Source organism: Microcella alkaliphila, from assembly GCF_004216855.1.
Classification (GTDB): Bacteria; Actinomycetota; Actinomycetes; order Actinomycetales; family Microbacteriaceae; genus Microcella; species Microcella alkaliphila.
In genome coordinates, this window is sequence record NZ_SGXT01000011.1 from 274,894 (window position 1) to 288,980 (window position 14,087).

Below are 14,087 nucleotides of genomic sequence, written 5' to 3' on the forward strand. Positions count from 1 at the left end.
GGGACTGTGTGCGCGGAATCGCGCGCCGCGGAGCGGGGAACCGGGATCAAGGTGGTGGCGATCCGTGCGGTTACGCGTTCGCGGCGGGTCCGCTTGTGGCGGAAGGTGCGCCGGATTTCTCGGCGACCAGAGCGGCGTCTTTGCCGGCCAGGTCCGTCTCGGTGTAGACGGCTTCGGAGTCTACCCCAGCCTCCGGCGTCCACCCTCGACCAGCGACGTAGGGGCCGGGTTCGGCGCCAGGATGCCGGCGACGCTGCACGATCACGATGATGATGCCGAGCAGCACCGCAGCCCAGGCAGCCCACACGTTCACGCGCACGCCCAGGAAGAGTTCGCTTGGGTCGAGGCGGATCGTCTCGAAAACGCTGCGACCCACGCCGTACCAGATGAGGTATCCGCCGAGCAGCTTGCCCCACTGCACGCGCAGGCGCGCGTCGATGAGCAACAGCAGCGCGGCACCGGCCAGGTTCCAGACGATCTCGTAGAGGAATGTCGGATGGAACAGGACGTCCTCCGGCAGCCCCACAGGGATCGCCGCGTTCGGACGGTCGATCTCCAGCCCCCAGGGGAGGTCGGTGGGCAGGCCGAACAGTTCCTGATTGAACCAGTTGCCGAGCCGGCCGAAGGCCTGCGCGATGAGGAGTCCCGGGGCGAGGGCGTCGGCGAACGACCAGAAGCGGATGCCCGTGACGCGGCAGCCGATGTACGCGCCGACGGCGCCACCGATGAGGGCGCCGAAGATCGCCATGCCGCCTTCCCAGATGTACAGCACGCGCAAGAGGTCGGCGCCGGGGAAGAAGTAGTCGGCGGGGTGGGTGACCACGTGATAGATGCGTCCGCCGATGATGCCGAGCGGAACGGCGAACAGGGCGATGTCGAGCACAATCCACGGCTCAGCGCCGCGCCGCGTCAGGCGCACGTGGGTAAGCCACACGGCGGCAGCGATGCCGAGCAGGATGCAGAGCGCATAAGCGTTGATCGTGATGTCGAGCGAGAACCACGACAGGCCGATGTCGCGCAGCCACTGGCCGAGGTTGAACGCGCGCCACTCCTCGCCGGGACTCGGGATGCTGAGGGCAGAGATCACGGATGCGGGCCTTTCGGGAGGGTGAGAACGCGTGCCAGCCTACTGGCGACCGGCCGGATACGGAGGCTAGCGGGTGCCGGTGGCGAGGTCGGCCGCAACGCGGGCCGCCTCGGTGACGCCCCCCTCGGCGAGGGCGGCGACCAGGCGGGAGCCGACGATCGCGCCGTCGGCGTAGCTCAAGACATCGCGAACCTGATCGGCAGTCGAGATGCCGAGCCCCACACACGTGGACGTGCATCCCGCATCGCGCAGCCGGGAAACGACGCCGCGCGCGGCGGCGTCCACGTCGGAGCGGGCGCCGGTGATGCCCATCGTCGAAACGGCGTAGACGAATCCACGACTCGCCCCGACTGCCTGCCGCATACGGGCGTCGGACGACGACGGGGCCGCGAGGAACACACGGTCGAGGTCGTGGGCCTCCGACGCGGCCATCCAGTCGCTCGCCTCGTCGGGAATCAGGTCGGGCGTGATGAGGCCCGCTCCCCCGGCGCTCGCGAGGTCGGCGGCGAAACGGTCGACGCCGTACTGCAGCACGGGGTTCCAGTAGGTCATGACGAGGACCGGCGCGTCGACCGCCGCGCGCACCTTCTCGACGGCGGTGAAGCCGTCTCGCAGGCGGAAGCCGTTCTGCAGTGCGGTCTGGGTGGCCTTCTGAATGGCGGGCCCGTCCATGACCGGGTCACTGTACGGAAGGCCCAGTTCGAGGATGTCGACGCCGTTCTCGACGAGCGCGATCGCGGCAGCAATGCTGTCGTCGAGAGTGGGGAACCCGACGGGAAGGTAGGCGACGAGTGCGCCCGATCCGGCCTCGCGGCGCGCACGGATGGCCTGTTCGACCGCGCTCACCGCGCATCCTCGGTTTCGCCATCGAGCAGACGGAAGTAGCGCGCCGCCGTCTCCATGTCTTTGTCTCCGCGGCCGCTCAGCGACACAAGCACGATGCCTTCGGGGCCGAGTTCCTTCCCGAGCTCGAGCGCGCCGTGCAGGGCGTGGGCCGTCTCGATGGCGGGGATGATGCCCTCGGTGCGGCTCAGCAGTCGCAGCGCGCTCATCGCCTCGGCGTCGGTGACGCCGCGGTATTCGGCGCGACCGATGTCGGCGAGCCAGGCGTGCTCGGGGCCGACGCCCGGGTAGTCGAGGCCTGCCGAGATCGAGTGGGACTCCATCGTCTGGCCGTCGTCGTCTTGCAGCATGAGGCTGCGGGCGCCGTGCAGCACTCCGGGCCGGCCCTTGGAGATCGTCGCGGCGTGGTGCGGGGTGTCGACGCCGTCGCCGGCGGCCTCCAGGCCGACCAGGCGCACCGACTCGTCGTCGAGGAACGCGTGGAAGATGCCCATGGCGTTGCTGCCACCACCGACGCACGCGGCGACCGCGTCGGGGAGGCGCCCCGTGAGTTCCCGCACCTGCTCGCGGGCCTCGGTACCGATGACGGCGTGGAAGTCGCGCACCATGGTCGGGAACGGGTGCGGGCCCGCGACGGTGCCGAGCAGGTAGTGCGTCGTGTCGACGTTCGCCACCCAGTCGCGCATGGCGTCGTTGATGGCGTCTTTTAGCGTGCGCGACCCGGTCTGCACGGCCACCACCTCGGCACCGAGGAGCTTCATGCGGGCGACGTTCAACGCCTGCCGCTCGGTGTCGACGGCGCCCATGTACACGACGCACTCCATGCCGAACAGGGCGGCGGCGGTCGCGCTCGCGACGCCGTGCTGCCCGGCACCCGTCTCGGCGATGAGTCGCGTCTTGCCGAGGCGCTTTGCGAGCAGGGCCTGACCGAGCACGTTGTTGATCTTGTGGCTGCCCGTGTGGTTCAGGTCTTCGCGCTTCAACAGGATGCGTGCGCCGCCCGCGTGCTCGGCGAAGCGGGGCGCCTCGGTGATGATCGACGGCCGGCCCGTGTACGTGCGGTGCAGCTCGGCGAGTTCGGCGGCGAAGTCGGGGTCGACTCGGGCCGCCTGGTAGGCCGCGTCGAGTTCGTCGAGGGCGGCGATGAGGGATTCGGGCACGAAGCGGCCGCCAAAGGTGCCGAAGTAGGGGCCGACGACGTCGCGCAGGGTCATGACACGCTCACAAACTGCCGGGCGGTGGCGACGGGGTCGCCGCCGGTAACGAGGGCCTCGCCGACGAGCACCACGTCGGCGCCGGCGCGCCGGTAGTGCTCAACGTCGGCGACGCTGAGGACGGCCGACTCGGCGATGCGGATCGCGTCGTCGGGGATGATCGGGGCGAGCCGACCGAACAGGTCTCGATCGAGCTCGAACGTCGTGAGGTCGCGGGCGTTCACGCCGATGAGGGATGCGCCCAGGTCGACGGCAAGGCGCGCCTCGTCAGCGGAGTGCGTTTCGACGAGCGGGGTCATGCCCCATTGGAGGATGTGCGCGTGTAGCCGGCGGAGCGTGGCTTCGTCGAGGGCGGCCACGATTAGCAGAACCAGGTCGGCCCCCGCCGCGCGCGCCTCGGCGATCTGGTACTCGTCGGCGATGAAGTCTTTGCGCAAGATCGGCACGTCGACGGCGGCGCGGACCGCCTCAAGGTCGGCGAGCGACCCCTGAAAGCGCCGCTGCTCGGTCAGCACGCTGATCGCGTGCGCTCCCCCGGCCGCGTACTGCGCAGCAAGCTGCGCGGGGTCAGGGATGCTCGCGAGCGCTCCGCGGGACGGGCTCGCCCGCTTCACCTCGGCAATCAGCTTCACGTGCGAGGCGCGCGCAAGCGCACCCACGGCGTCGCGCGCCGGAGACTGAGCGGCGGCCGCAGCCTCGACTGCCGCGAGCGGACGCTCGGCGCGGCGGGCCGCGGCGTCCTCCAGCGCTCCCGCCGTCAGGCCGTCCAGCACTTAGGAGTGTGCCTTCGGGGCGTAGCGCGGGCCCTTCACGCCGTACCCCATCTTCGCCATCACGCCACCGACGATCCAGCCGATGACGACGACGACGGCGCTCGCCCAGACGATGGGAGCGAGCTCGAAGAAGAACGCGACGGTGCCCACGGTGAAGCCGATCAGCATGATGACGACGGCCGTCCAGGCGGCGGGCGAGTGTCCGTGTCCGGGTTCGTTCTGGGCGTTCATGCGTCTCCTGAGTCGGGAACGGGCAGGGCTTACAGTCTACCGGGCTGTGGGGTCGTCGCCGTCGCTCAGCGCGTCCCAGTCACCCAGTCGGTCTGCCCGGGGCGCTGCACTGCCGTCGGGCGTGTCGTAGCGACGCACGCGCTCGGGCCAGCGGTGCGCGGTCAGCGCGGTCACGAGCCCACTCACGGCGGCGAGGGCGCCGGCAACAACGGCGACAGAGACCCACCCCGACACGCTGGACGCCACCACGAGGGCAGCGATCCCCGCATCGCCGTCGACGCCAGTGACCGCGGTCACGGCGGGTCCGCCGCGGCCGACGGGATCAGCGAGAACGGTCGCGGATGCTGCGGCGATTCCGACACCGAGTCCGAGCTGCACGATGCTGAGCAGAATGCGGGGGGTGCGGCCGACAAGGGCGAGCGCGGCGGTGAGCGCGAGCAATGCGAGGGCGAGGGCCGGAACGGTGTTCGCGGCGGTCTCCCCGCGGGCGTCAACGGCGAGCCCACCGCCGAGATCGAGCACGACCCAGACTTGGGTCCACGCCAGCAGGGCAAGGGCCGCCGCGGCGAGCGGCGCGACGATGGCGAGCAGCCGGAGACGGCGGGGCGTCACGGGGTTCCCTCGTCGTCCGTGATCGGCGTTAGCGCATTCGCGATGGCGACCGCCCGTAGCGGCGCGGCAGCCTTCGCCACCGTTTCGTCGAACTCGGCCTGCGGCTGCGAATCGGCGACGAGCCCCGCGCCCGCTTGCACGCGGGCGACGCCGTCGGCGAGGAATGCGGTGCGAATCGCAATCGCGAGGTCGAGGTCGCCCGAGAAGGAGAAGTATCCGACGACGCCGCCGTACACGCCGCGGCGGGCGGGCTCGAGGTCGTCGATGATTTCCAGTGCTCGCGGCTTCGGGGCGCCGCTCAGCGTGCCGGCCGGGAACGTGGCACGCAGCACGTCGATGGGGCTCGCGATGTCGCGCACGTCGCCCTCAACACTCGACACCAGGTGCATGATGTGACTGAACCGCTCGACCTGCATGAACTCGGTGACCTCGACACTGCCGGGCGTGCACACCTTCGACAGGTCGTTGCGCGCGAGATCGACGAGCATGAGGTGCTCAGCCTGCTCCTTGCGGTCGGCGAGCAGCTCGTCGGCGAGCGCGGCATCGTGCTCGGGGGTGGACCCGCGCGGGCGCGACCCGGCGATCGGGTGCGAGAACGCGCGCCCATCCTGCACCTTGACGAGCGCCTCGGGCGAGGAGCCCACAATCGCGTACGGCTCGCCGGCGGCGCTCGTCAAGCTGAGCACGTACATGTAGGGCGACGGGTTCAAGGCTCGCAGCACCCGGTACACGTCGAGGGGCGCAGCAGTCACCGGGTGGTCGAAACGCTGCGAGATGACGACCTGGAATACGTCGCCGTCGCGAATGTGCTCCTTCGACGCGGCGACCGCTCCAAGGAACTGTTCGGGCGTCGAGCGGTGCTCGGGATGCGGCGTCACCGTGGTGTCAATCAGCGCGGGGGCGGGGGCGATGGGGCGCGTGAGGGCGTGCGCGAGCGCATCCAACCGGCCCTGAGCATCCTCGAATCGCCGGCCGATCTCGGCATCGTCGGGATCGCCGTCGAGCAGCAGCGCGGCGACGATCTGCACGGTCCCCGTGCGATGGTCCATGACGACCAGTTCGCTCGTGAAGGCAACCGCGAGCTCCGGCACCGGGAAGTCGGCGGGGGGCGCGTCGGGGAGGTGCTCGACGCGGCGCACCGCATCCCAGCCGATGAAGCCGACAAGGCCACCCGTCAGCGGCGGATGCGCGGGGTCGGCCGGGGTGCGCCAACGTTCGTAGAGAACGTCCAGCGCCGCGAGCGGGTCGCCGGGCACGGGGCCACCAAACGCGCGCTCGCCGTCGATGCCGGTGTCGAGCCAGCGGGTTACGCCCTCGTGCTCGGTCAGCACGCCGAAGGATGCGACGCCGATGAACGAGTACCGTGACCAAATGCCGCCCTGTTCGGCCGACTCGAGTAGGAAGGTGCCCGGCCGATCATTCGCGAGCGCCCGGTAGAGCCCGACCGGGGTCGCGGCGTCGGCGAACAGCTCGCGAATGACCGGGACGACGCGGGCGTCGTGACGGCGCGCCACGACGTCGGCAAGGGTCGTGGTCACGACTCGGCTCCCTCCGTGATGACGGGGTCGACGTCGAAGCAGCGCCGGGCACCCGTGTGGCAGGCCGGGCCCACCTGGTGGACGCGGACGAGAAGGGTGTCGCCGTCGCAGTCCAATGCCGCCGAGCGCACCAGCTGAATGTTGCCGCTCGTGTCGCCCTTACGCCAGAATTCGCTGCGCGATCGGCTCCAGAACGTGACGCGTCCCTCCGTCAGGGTGCGGCGCACGGCTTCGGCGTTCATGTAGCCGAGCATCAGAACGGCGCCATCGTCGTGCGACTGGATGATCGCGGGCAGCAATCCGTCGGAGGCGAACTGCGCGCGCTCCACGACAGCGGCGGCCTCGTCGTCTGTCAGGCGCGCAGCGTCGTGGGGCGAGGGGATGGCGGGCTCAGTGGTCATCGAATCAGCACTCCCGCGTCGGCGAGCGACTGCTTGACCTCGCCGATCGTGAATTCCGCGTTGTGGAAGACGCTCGCGGCGAGAACGGCGTCAGCGCCCGCGGCCACCGCCGGCGCAAAGTGCTCGAGCGCGCCCGCGCCCCCGGAGGCGATCACCGGCACCGACGCCACCTCGCGCATGGCGGCAGTGAGCTCGAGATCGAAGCCGGCTTTCGTTCCATCGGCGTCGATCGAGTTGACCAGCAGCTCGCCGGCGCCGCGCTCGATCGCCTCGACCGCCCAGGCGATCGCGTCCAGCTGGGTGCGGGTGCGCCCACCGTGCGTGGTCACGACGAAGCCGCTCGGGGCCGCGTCGTCGCGCGTGACATCGAGCGACAGCACGCACACTTGGGCGCCGAAGCGGTCAGCGATCTCGTCGATCAGCGGCGGGCGCGCGATCGCCGCACTGTTGACGCCGATCTTGTCGGCGCCGTGGCCGAGCAACCGCGCAACGTCCTCGGTCGAGCGCACTCCCCCACCGACGGTGAGGGGAATGAACACCTGCTCGGCGGTCGCACGGACGACGTCGTAAGTCGTCTCACGCTGGTCGACCGTCGCGGTCACGTCGAGGAAGGTGATCTCGTCAGCGCCCTGCTCGAAGTAGCGACGGGCGAGCTCGATCGGGTCGCCCGCGTCGCGCAGGCCCATAAAGTTCACGCCTTTCACGACGCGGCCACCGGCCACGTCGAGACAGGGAATGACCCGAACGGCGACCGTCATCAGAGGCGTGCGGCGTGGATCGAACCGACAAGGATTGCGCGGGCGCCCAAGTCATACAACTCGTCCATGACGTGGTTGACGTCGGCGCGCGGAACCATGGCGCGCACGGCGACCCAGCCGCTGTCGGCCAGCGGGCTGACGGTCGGGGACTCGAGGCCCGGCGTGATCGCCTGGGCGCGCTCGAGCAGCTCGCGGGGTAGGTCGTAGTCCATCAGCACGTACTGCCGGGCGACGAGCACGCCCTGCAGTCGTCGCTGCAGCGTCGCGATCCCCGGGCGATCGGGCTGCGCGCTGATGAGCACGGCGGTCGACTCGAGAATGACGGGGCCAACGATCTCGAGGCCCTGTGCGCGCAGCGTCGCGCCGGTCGAGACAACGTCGGCGACCGCATCCGCGACACCCAGGCGCACGGCCGACTCCACCGCGCCGTCGAGGCGGATGAGGTCGGCGGTGACGCCGTGCCGGGCAAGGAAGTCGCCGACGAGACCGGTGTAGCTCGTCGCGACGCGCATCCCGCCCAGGTCCTCCAGCGTGCGCACCGTGTTCGGCGGGGCGGCGAAGCGGAACGTCGAACCGCCAAAGTCGAGCGCCTGAATCTCGCGCGCCTCGGAACCCGAGTCGAGCAGCAGATCACGGCCCGTGATGCCGACGTCGAGCGCGCCCGAGCCCACGTAGGTGGCGATGTCGCGGGGCCGCAGGTAGAAGAACTCGACCCCGTTGCGGGCGTCCGCGCTCGTCAGGGCGCGCGGGTCGCGACGGCCCGTGTAGCCGGCCTCCGCGAGCATGTGCGCGGCCGTCTCGGACAGCGATCCCTTGTTGGGCACCGCGATTCTCAGCATGCGGGTGTCTTCCTCGAGTGCGCGCGTCGCGCATCCGTCGTCGGCGGGCTTACAGGTGACGGTAGACGTCGGCGGGCGTGAGGCCCTTCGCGAGCATCAGCACCTGCAGGTGGTACAGCAGCTGCGAGATCTCTTCGGCCGCAGCCTCGTCGCTCTCGTATTCGGCGGCCATCCAGACCTCGGCGGCCTCCTCGACGATCTTCTTGCCGATCGCGTGCACGCCCGCGTCGAGCTGGGCCACGGTTCCGGAGCCCTCGGGGCGCGAGCGTGCCTTCTCGGCGAGCTCGGCGAACAGCTGGTCGAACGTCTTCACGCGCTCAGCGTACCGGGCGCGAACTGCGTGTTTTCGCCGCTCGGGGTCAGGAGACGCCGAGCAGGTCGATCACGAAGACGAGCGTCTTGCCCGACAGGCGATGGCCGCCGCCGGCGGGGCCGTAGGCGAGGTGCGGCGGGCAGACGAGCTGGCGACGGCCGCCCACCTTCATGCCCGGAATGCCCTGCTGCCACCCGGCGATGAGGCTGCCGAGGGGAAAGTTGATTGACGCGCCGCGGTTCCAGGAGGCGTCGAACTCTTCGCCGGTGTCGAACTCGACACCGACGTAGTGCACGTCGACCGTCGCGCCGGGCGTGGCCTCGGCTCCGTCTCCGACAACGAGGTCGGTGATGACGAGCTCGGTGGGGGCGGGCCCCTCGAAGAAGTCGATCTCGGGCTTGCTCAGCTGGCTCATGGTTCCATCCAAGCAGACTGCGCACGCTCGCGCAGACGGCTGATCGCCTCCGCCGGGTCAGCGGCCCCGTACACGGCGGAGCCCGCCACGAAGGTGTCGGCACCGGCCTCCGCGGCGATCGCGATGGTGTCGTCGGCTATCCCGCCGTCGACCTGCAGCCATGTGTCGACGCCGAGGCGGGCTCGGGCCTCGCGCAGCGCCCGCAGCTTCGGCATCGTCTCGGGCATGAACGACTGACCACCGAAACCGGGTTCCACCGTCATCACGAGCACCTGGTCGAACTCGGGCAGCAGCTCGAGATACGGCTCGATGGGGGTGCCGGGCTTCACCGCGAGGCCGGCGCGTGCGCCACGCTCGCGGAGCGCGCGGGCGACAGCCACCGGGTCGCGGGCCGCCTCGACGTGGAACGTCACCGAGAATGCGCCGAGTTCGGCGTAGCCGGGCGCCCAGCGATCAATGTCGGCGATCATCAGGTGCACGTCGAGCGGGATGGGCGACACGTCCTGCACGCGGCCGACCATCTGCGGGCCGAACGTGAGGTTCGGCACGAAGTGGTTGTCCATGACGTCGACGTGCACGTAGTCGGCGGTCGCGATGCGGCCGAGATCGCGCTCCATGTTGACGAAGTCGGCCGACAGGATGCTCGGATTGATGCGCGCGCTCGCCATGCGACCCAGCGTAGTCAGCGGCGGCGTTCGATCAGTTGGATGAACATCGCGTCACTCGCGTGCCGGTGCGGCCACAGCTGCACCGCAGTGCCGCGGTCGCCGAGGTCGAGGGGCGTGCGGGTGACGCCGGCGAGAACCGCCCGGGTGTCGATGGCGACCGCGTCGTCTCGCGCGCCCAGCACGGCGTCGACGACGTCGCGGGTCTCGGCGAGGTGCGGCGAGCAGGTCACGTAGGCGACGACTCCCCCGGGCGCGGTGGCATCGAGGGCCGCGGTGAGCAGTTCGGTCTGCAGGGTGGCGAGGGGTGCGACGTCGTCCACCGTCTTGCGCCACCGCGCCTCGGGACGGCGGCGTAGCGCACCGAGGCCGGTGCAGGGCGCGTCGACGAGCACGCGGTCGAACGACTCCGCCGCGTCGTGGGCGATGCTGCGGCCGTCGCCGACGCGCACCGTGAGGGAGGGATCAACGGGCGCAAGGGCACGCCGCACCAGCTCGGCTCGTGCGGGCACGGTCTCGTTGGCCGTGAGGGTGGCTCCGGCCGTGCGCGCCTCCGCTGCCAGCAGGGCTGCCTTGCCGCCCGGCCCCGCACAGAGGTCGAGCCAGCGCTCGCCCGCCCGGGCAGGACGCACCCTGCTGAGGGCCAGGGCAGCGAGCTGGGAGCCCTCGTCTTGCACGCGACGCGTGCCCGCAGCGACCCCGGCGTCGGCCGCCGGGTCGCCGGCGGCGGCGCGTATCCCGAGCGGTGAAAAGGCGGTGCGCTCGTCGCGGTCGTCGTCGGGGGCGTCCGCGAGGCCGGGCAGGGCGACGAGGGTCACGCGCGGCGGCGCGTTGTCGGCGGCGAGCAGCGCATCCAGCTCGTCCTCGCGCCCCTCGGCGGCGAGAGCTGCGCGCAGGGCTCGGACCACCCATTCGGGATGCGCGTGGCGGATCGCAAGTAGCGCATCCGGATCGCTGATGCCTCGGCTGAGTTCGTCGCGCCAGCTCTCACGGTCGCGCTCGCTCACGCGGCGGAGCGCCGCGTTGACGAAGCCCGCGGCGCGCGCCGACCCGACCTGTCGAACGAGTCGCACGGATTCGTCGACGGCCGCGTGTGGCGGGGTTCCCAGCGTGAGGAGTTGGTGGGCGCCCAGGCGCAGCACGTCGAGCACGGGCGGGTCGACGCGGTCGACAGCGCGACCGGTCGCGCGCTCGATGACCGCGTCGTAGAACCCGCGCCTCCGCAGCGTGCCGTAGGTCAGCTCGGTCGCGAAGCCGGCGTCGGCGGCGCTCAGTCGGGCCTCGCGCAGGCGCCCCGGCAGCAGCAGGTTGGCGTAGGCGTCGTCGGTCGAGACGGCGTGCACGACGTCGAAAGCGACACGGCGCGCGCTGCGGCCGGAGGCGGTGGGACGGGGGCTCATGCGAAACGGCGGGCGTCGCGGTCGCGGAGGCCGCGCATCCAATCGAGGGCCGACATGGCCTGCTTGCCGGCGGGCTGCACCGTGACGAGTTCGAGGGGGCGGTCAGCGGTGCCGACGAGCGCGCGCCGACCATCAAGCAGGAGGGTGCCCGGCGGAAGCGACGGTCCGTCGTGGGCGATGGTGGCGTCGAGCACCTTGACCACAGTTCCGTCGTCGAGTTCGCCGAAGGCGCCCGGTTCGGGGGTCGTGCCGCGCAACCGCGCAGAGATCTGGCTCGCCGCCGCCGTAAAGGTGAGACGCCCGTCGGCCCGATCAAGCTTCGGCGCGAACGTCGGCTGACCCTCCTGCGAGGTGGCCTCGATCGTTCCGGCGGCGAGTCGGTCGACGACGTCGGCGACGACGCTCGCGCCCTCGACGGCGAGGCGGTCCAACAGGCTGCCGGCGGTGTCGTGGGCGCCGATCGGGTGCGAGCGCTGGGCGTACAGGTCGCCCTCGTCGAGCCCCGCCGTGAGGTGGAAAACGCTGAGCCCGGTCGTCGTCTCACCGGCGATCAGGGCGTGCTGCACGGGCGCTGCACCTCGGTAGGCGGGCAGCAGCGAGAAATGCAGGTTGATCCAGCCGAGCCGGGGGGCGCTGAGGAGCGGCTCACGGACGAGTCCTCCGAAAGCGACGATGACGCCGAGGTCAGCCTCGCGTGCGATCAGCTCGTCCTGTAGTGGGGTGAGGCTGCGTGCATGCAGCACCGGCAGCCGATGTTCGACGGCGCTCACCTCAACCGGAGTCGGAGTGAGGATGCGTTTGCGGCCCTGCGGTGTGGGTGGTCGCGTGATGACGGCGTCGATCGTGTGCGGGCCGCGGGCGAGGGCCTCGAGGGTGGGGACGGCCGCCCGGGGGCTTCCGGCGAAGATCAGGCGCAGGGGGGCGGTCACCCGTCGATTCTGCCGCACCCGTCAGGAGGGTGCGTCGTCAGCGCTGACGTCGAAAGCCGTGGGGTCGTCGAGGCGTGCGCGGAGGGTCGAGCGTCGACGCTGCGCCCGTGCGGTCGCGGCGGCCACCAGAGAGGCCCGCAGCTCGCGGGCGACGTCGGCACCGCGGGCGTAGTCGAATCGCACGATGGCGCGCACCGCCCCGGGCTCGCGCTCGACGGGGCCCAGCACGTCGACGCCGCTCAATCCGCTGAGCGGCTGTAGGGCGACTCGCACCTCGTCGGCGGTGCCCGTGACCGTCGCCGAGCGCACCGCGGGCGGGAAACGCAGACGCCGACGGTCGGCCAGCTCCGACGCGATTAGCTCGTCGCTCGTGCCGGTCGCGAGGGCAGACGCGACGGGGCCGTCCACTCCGACGAGCAGAACGGGGGCGTCGTCAGCGGCGAGAGCCGCGGCGTTCTGCCACCATCGCAGGCAGTCTTCGACGACCCGCAGGCTGTCGCGGGCGAGCATGCGTTCGCCGTCGAGCAGCAGAACGGCGCGGTAGCCGCCGTCGACGAGGGGTTCGGCGCCGCGCGTCGCGACGACGATCGTGCGGCCCGGAGCAATGCGCTGGTGCGCGTGCTCGCCGTCCGAGACGATGACGCGCGCGCCGGGGAACGCCCGGCCGAGCTCGTCGGCGGTGCGTTGCGAGCCCGGCAGGGTGGGCCTGCGGCGGGTCCCGTTGCAGGTGGGGCACGGCGCCGCAGGCGCGATCGCTCCACACCAGTGGCACGAGGGCGACGCATTCGCGCGCCGCACCCCGACGGGCCCGGAGCACGTGCGACACCGGACGGGATCACCGCAGTCGGCGCAGACCAGCCGCGGGTCGAAACCGGGGCGCGCCACTTGCAGCAGCACTGCACCCTCGGCGAGGGCCTCGGTCGCCGCCCGCCACGCCATCGACGGGATGCGCGCCCGCGCTCCCGGGTCGTCTCCCCCGGTCGCCTGCGCGGTCGGCCGGATGCGCCGTCGCGCCGCGCGCGCCGGGGTGATGGCCGTGAGGTAGCCGAGCTCGACGAGGCGCTGCACCTCGGCCGACCGGGTGTGGGCGGCGAGGACGAGGCTGCACCCGCTGTCGTCGTGCCGAAGCAGGGCGAGGTCGCGGGCGTGCACGCCGGGTGCGTGCTGTTCGGCGTGCAAGGGGTCGCCGTCGTCCCAGAGGGCGAGCATCCCGAGTCGGTGGGCGGGCGCGGTGACCGCGGTGCGCGTGCCGATGACGAGGGTGGGGCGCTTTTCGAGCGCCCGGAGGAAGCCGCGATAGCGCTCAGCGTTGCCGCGTCCCGCGTCGACCCGCGCGACGGCGTCCGGCGGCAGCAGGCGGGCGGCGGCATCGGCCACGAGGTCGAGGTCCCGGTAGTCGGGTACGGCGATGATCGCCGAGCGTCCGGCAGCGAGGGTGCGGGCGGCGAGGGCGACGAGGTCGGCGAGCCCGACGGGGAGCCACAGCGGGTCGGGCGCGCCGTCGGCCGGCGGCAACGCCACCACTCGCGCGGGGGCGGTCACCGCGACGCGGCGAGTGGTCGCGGGCTCAGACATGTCACCGAGCCGAGCGACGACGTCGTCGGGGACACCTGTGACGGTGGCCTGCGCTGCGCGTGCCGCCTGCGACGGGTCGAGCCCCGGCCCGGTGCGCCCGCGCGCGTCGAGGGCGGCAAGCCAGGCCTTTTCGATGCGCACCTGTCGGGCCGGCACCGCAAGCCTCACGAGGTCGCTCGCGGTTCCGGCGGCGCGGTCAGCGGCACGTCGGGCAAGGTGCGCGACTTCGGGAGTCAGCACGCGCGCCGCCGACACCACCTCGGTGATGTCGGTGAGGCTGCCGGCGAAGCTGGGCTCGGCGACCCGGTCGACGAGGTAGCCCTTGGCCTGGCGCTGCCCTCCGCGCAGGGGCACGATCACCCGCACTCCGGGCTTCGCGTCGCGGTCGAGCGCCGCCGGGATGCGGTACTCGAGTAGCCGGTCGAGCTGCGGCAGGGGCGAGTCGATGAGCACCCGCGCGATCGGCTCGGCGGTCATCGCTGGCCTCGGCGCAT

Annotated in this window: 16 protein-coding genes; all 16 read right to left on the reverse strand. The window is 71.6% G+C overall.

The window, feature by feature from the left end; translation table 11 throughout:
* Positions 1-70 precede the first annotated feature (70 nt).
* The 16 genes from lgt to EV140_RS02015 all read right to left on the reverse strand — a co-directional run bounded on the left by lgt (position 71) and on the right by EV140_RS02015 (position 14,070).
* Complete coding sequence (lgt, locus tag EV140_RS01940) at positions 71-1,087, reverse strand: prolipoprotein diacylglyceryl transferase (RefSeq protein ID WP_422386075.1); 1,017 nt, start codon at positions 1,085-1,087, stop codon at positions 71-73.
* A 66-nt stretch (positions 1,088-1,153) separates the two neighbouring features.
* Positions 1,154-1,933, reverse strand: a complete 780-nt coding sequence (gene trpA / locus EV140_RS01945; RefSeq protein ID WP_130280516.1) for a tryptophan synthase subunit alpha — start codon at positions 1,931-1,933, stop codon at positions 1,154-1,156.
* Positions 1,930-3,144 carry a tryptophan synthase subunit beta gene (gene trpB, locus EV140_RS01950; RefSeq protein WP_130280518.1) on the reverse strand — a complete coding sequence of 405 codons (1,215 nt, stop codon included), beginning with the start codon at positions 3,142-3,144 and terminating at the stop codon, positions 1,930-1,932. Before trpB ends, trpA begins: the two co-directional genes overlap by 4 nt.
* Entirely contained in the window at positions 3,141-3,917 is a 777-nt protein-coding gene (gene trpC / locus EV140_RS01955) for an indole-3-glycerol phosphate synthase TrpC (RefSeq protein ID WP_130280520.1), read from the reverse strand. The genes trpB and trpC overlap by 4 nt, the downstream gene beginning before the upstream one ends.
* Positions 3,918-4,148: a DUF6704 family protein gene (locus EV140_RS01960; RefSeq protein WP_096421384.1), complete on the reverse strand. Its 231-nt coding sequence runs from the start codon at positions 4,146-4,148 to the stop codon at positions 3,918-3,920.
* A gap of 36 nt (positions 4,149-4,184) precedes the next feature.
* Positions 4,185-4,760: a Trp biosynthesis-associated membrane protein gene (locus tag EV140_RS01965; RefSeq protein ID WP_130280522.1), complete on the reverse strand. Its 576-nt coding sequence runs from the start codon at positions 4,758-4,760 to the stop codon at positions 4,185-4,187.
* Positions 4,757-6,298 carry an anthranilate synthase component I gene (locus tag EV140_RS01970; RefSeq protein ID WP_130280524.1) on the reverse strand — a complete coding sequence of 514 codons (1,542 nt, stop codon included), beginning with the start codon at positions 6,296-6,298 and terminating at the stop codon, positions 4,757-4,759. Before EV140_RS01970 ends, EV140_RS01965 begins: the two co-directional genes overlap by 4 nt.
* Positions 6,295-6,699 carry a phosphoribosyl-AMP cyclohydrolase gene (gene hisI / locus EV140_RS01975; protein ID WP_130280526.1) on the reverse strand — a complete coding sequence of 135 codons (405 nt, stop codon included), beginning with the start codon at positions 6,697-6,699 and terminating at the stop codon, positions 6,295-6,297. The genes EV140_RS01970 and hisI overlap by 4 nt, the downstream gene beginning before the upstream one ends.
* The gene (gene hisF, locus EV140_RS01980) at positions 6,696-7,457 is read right to left on the reverse strand and encodes an imidazole glycerol phosphate synthase subunit HisF (RefSeq protein WP_130280528.1); all 762 of its coding nucleotides are present in this window, start codon (positions 7,455-7,457) and stop codon (positions 6,696-6,698) included. Before hisF ends, hisI begins: the two co-directional genes overlap by 4 nt.
* Positions 7,457-8,296, reverse strand: a complete 840-nt coding sequence (gene hisG, locus EV140_RS01985) for an ATP phosphoribosyltransferase (protein ID WP_130280530.1) — start codon at positions 8,294-8,296, stop codon at positions 7,457-7,459. The genes hisF and hisG overlap by 1 nt, the downstream gene beginning before the upstream one ends.
* A 49-nt stretch (positions 8,297-8,345) precedes the next feature.
* Complete coding sequence (locus tag EV140_RS01990; protein WP_130280532.1) at positions 8,346-8,609, reverse strand: phosphoribosyl-ATP diphosphatase; 264 nt, start codon at positions 8,607-8,609, stop codon at positions 8,346-8,348.
* Between the two features lie 46 nt (positions 8,610-8,655).
* Positions 8,656-9,024 carry an FKBP-type peptidyl-prolyl cis-trans isomerase gene (locus tag EV140_RS01995; RefSeq protein WP_096421377.1) on the reverse strand — a complete coding sequence of 123 codons (369 nt, stop codon included), beginning with the start codon at positions 9,022-9,024 and terminating at the stop codon, positions 8,656-8,658.
* Positions 9,021-9,692, reverse strand: a complete 672-nt coding sequence (gene rpe, locus EV140_RS02000; protein WP_096421376.1) for a ribulose-phosphate 3-epimerase — start codon at positions 9,690-9,692, stop codon at positions 9,021-9,023. Before rpe ends, EV140_RS01995 begins: the two co-directional genes overlap by 4 nt.
* A 14-nt stretch (positions 9,693-9,706) precedes the next feature.
* Entirely contained in the window at positions 9,707-11,089 is a 1,383-nt protein-coding gene (locus tag EV140_RS02005; RefSeq protein ID WP_130280534.1) for an RsmB/NOP family class I SAM-dependent RNA methyltransferase, read from the reverse strand.
* The gene (locus EV140_RS02010) at positions 11,086-12,018 is read right to left on the reverse strand and encodes a methionyl-tRNA formyltransferase (RefSeq protein WP_338418530.1); all 933 of its coding nucleotides are present in this window, start codon (positions 12,016-12,018) and stop codon (positions 11,086-11,088) included. Before EV140_RS02010 ends, EV140_RS02005 begins: the two co-directional genes overlap by 4 nt.
* Before the next feature lie 21 nt (positions 12,019-12,039).
* A complete protein-coding gene (locus EV140_RS02015; protein ID WP_130280536.1) occupies positions 12,040-14,070 on the reverse strand; it encodes a primosomal protein N' family DNA-binding protein in 2,031 nt (676 codons plus the stop codon).
* Positions 14,071-14,087 lie beyond the last annotated feature (17 nt).

What these genes read in the sequence shown, in the direction of transcription:
- EV140_RS01960 (WP_096421384.1), bottom strand. Translation starts at nt 4,148, where the DNA reads ATGAACGCCCAGAACGAACCCGGACACGGACACTCGCCCGCCGCCTGG.
- trpB (WP_130280518.1), bottom strand. Translation starts at nt 3,144, where the DNA reads ATGACCCTGCGCGACGTCGTCGGCCCCTACTTCGGCACCTTTGGCGGC.
- EV140_RS02015 (WP_130280536.1), bottom strand. Translation starts at nt 14,070, where the DNA reads ATGACCGCCGAGCCGATCGCGCGGGTGCTCATCGACTCGCCCCTGCCG.
- rpe (WP_096421376.1), bottom strand. Translation starts at nt 9,692, where the DNA reads ATGGCGAGCGCGCGCATCAATCCGAGCATCCTGTCGGCCGACTTCGTC.
- EV140_RS01995 (WP_096421377.1), bottom strand. Translation starts at nt 9,024, where the DNA reads ATGAGCCAGCTGAGCAAGCCCGAGATCGACTTCTTCGAGGGGCCCGCC.
- hisG (WP_130280530.1), bottom strand. Translation starts at nt 8,296, where the DNA reads ATGCTGAGAATCGCGGTGCCCAACAAGGGATCGCTGTCCGAGACGGCC.
- EV140_RS02005 (WP_130280534.1), bottom strand. Translation starts at nt 11,089, where the DNA reads ATGAGCCCCCGTCCCACCGCCTCCGGCCGCAGCGCGCGCCGTGTCGCT.
- hisF (WP_130280528.1), bottom strand. Translation starts at nt 7,457, where the DNA reads ATGACGGTCGCCGTTCGGGTCATTCCCTGTCTCGACGTGGCCGGTGGC.
- hisI (WP_130280526.1), bottom strand. Translation starts at nt 6,699, where the DNA reads ATGACCACTGAGCCCGCCATCCCCTCGCCCCACGACGCTGCGCGCCTG.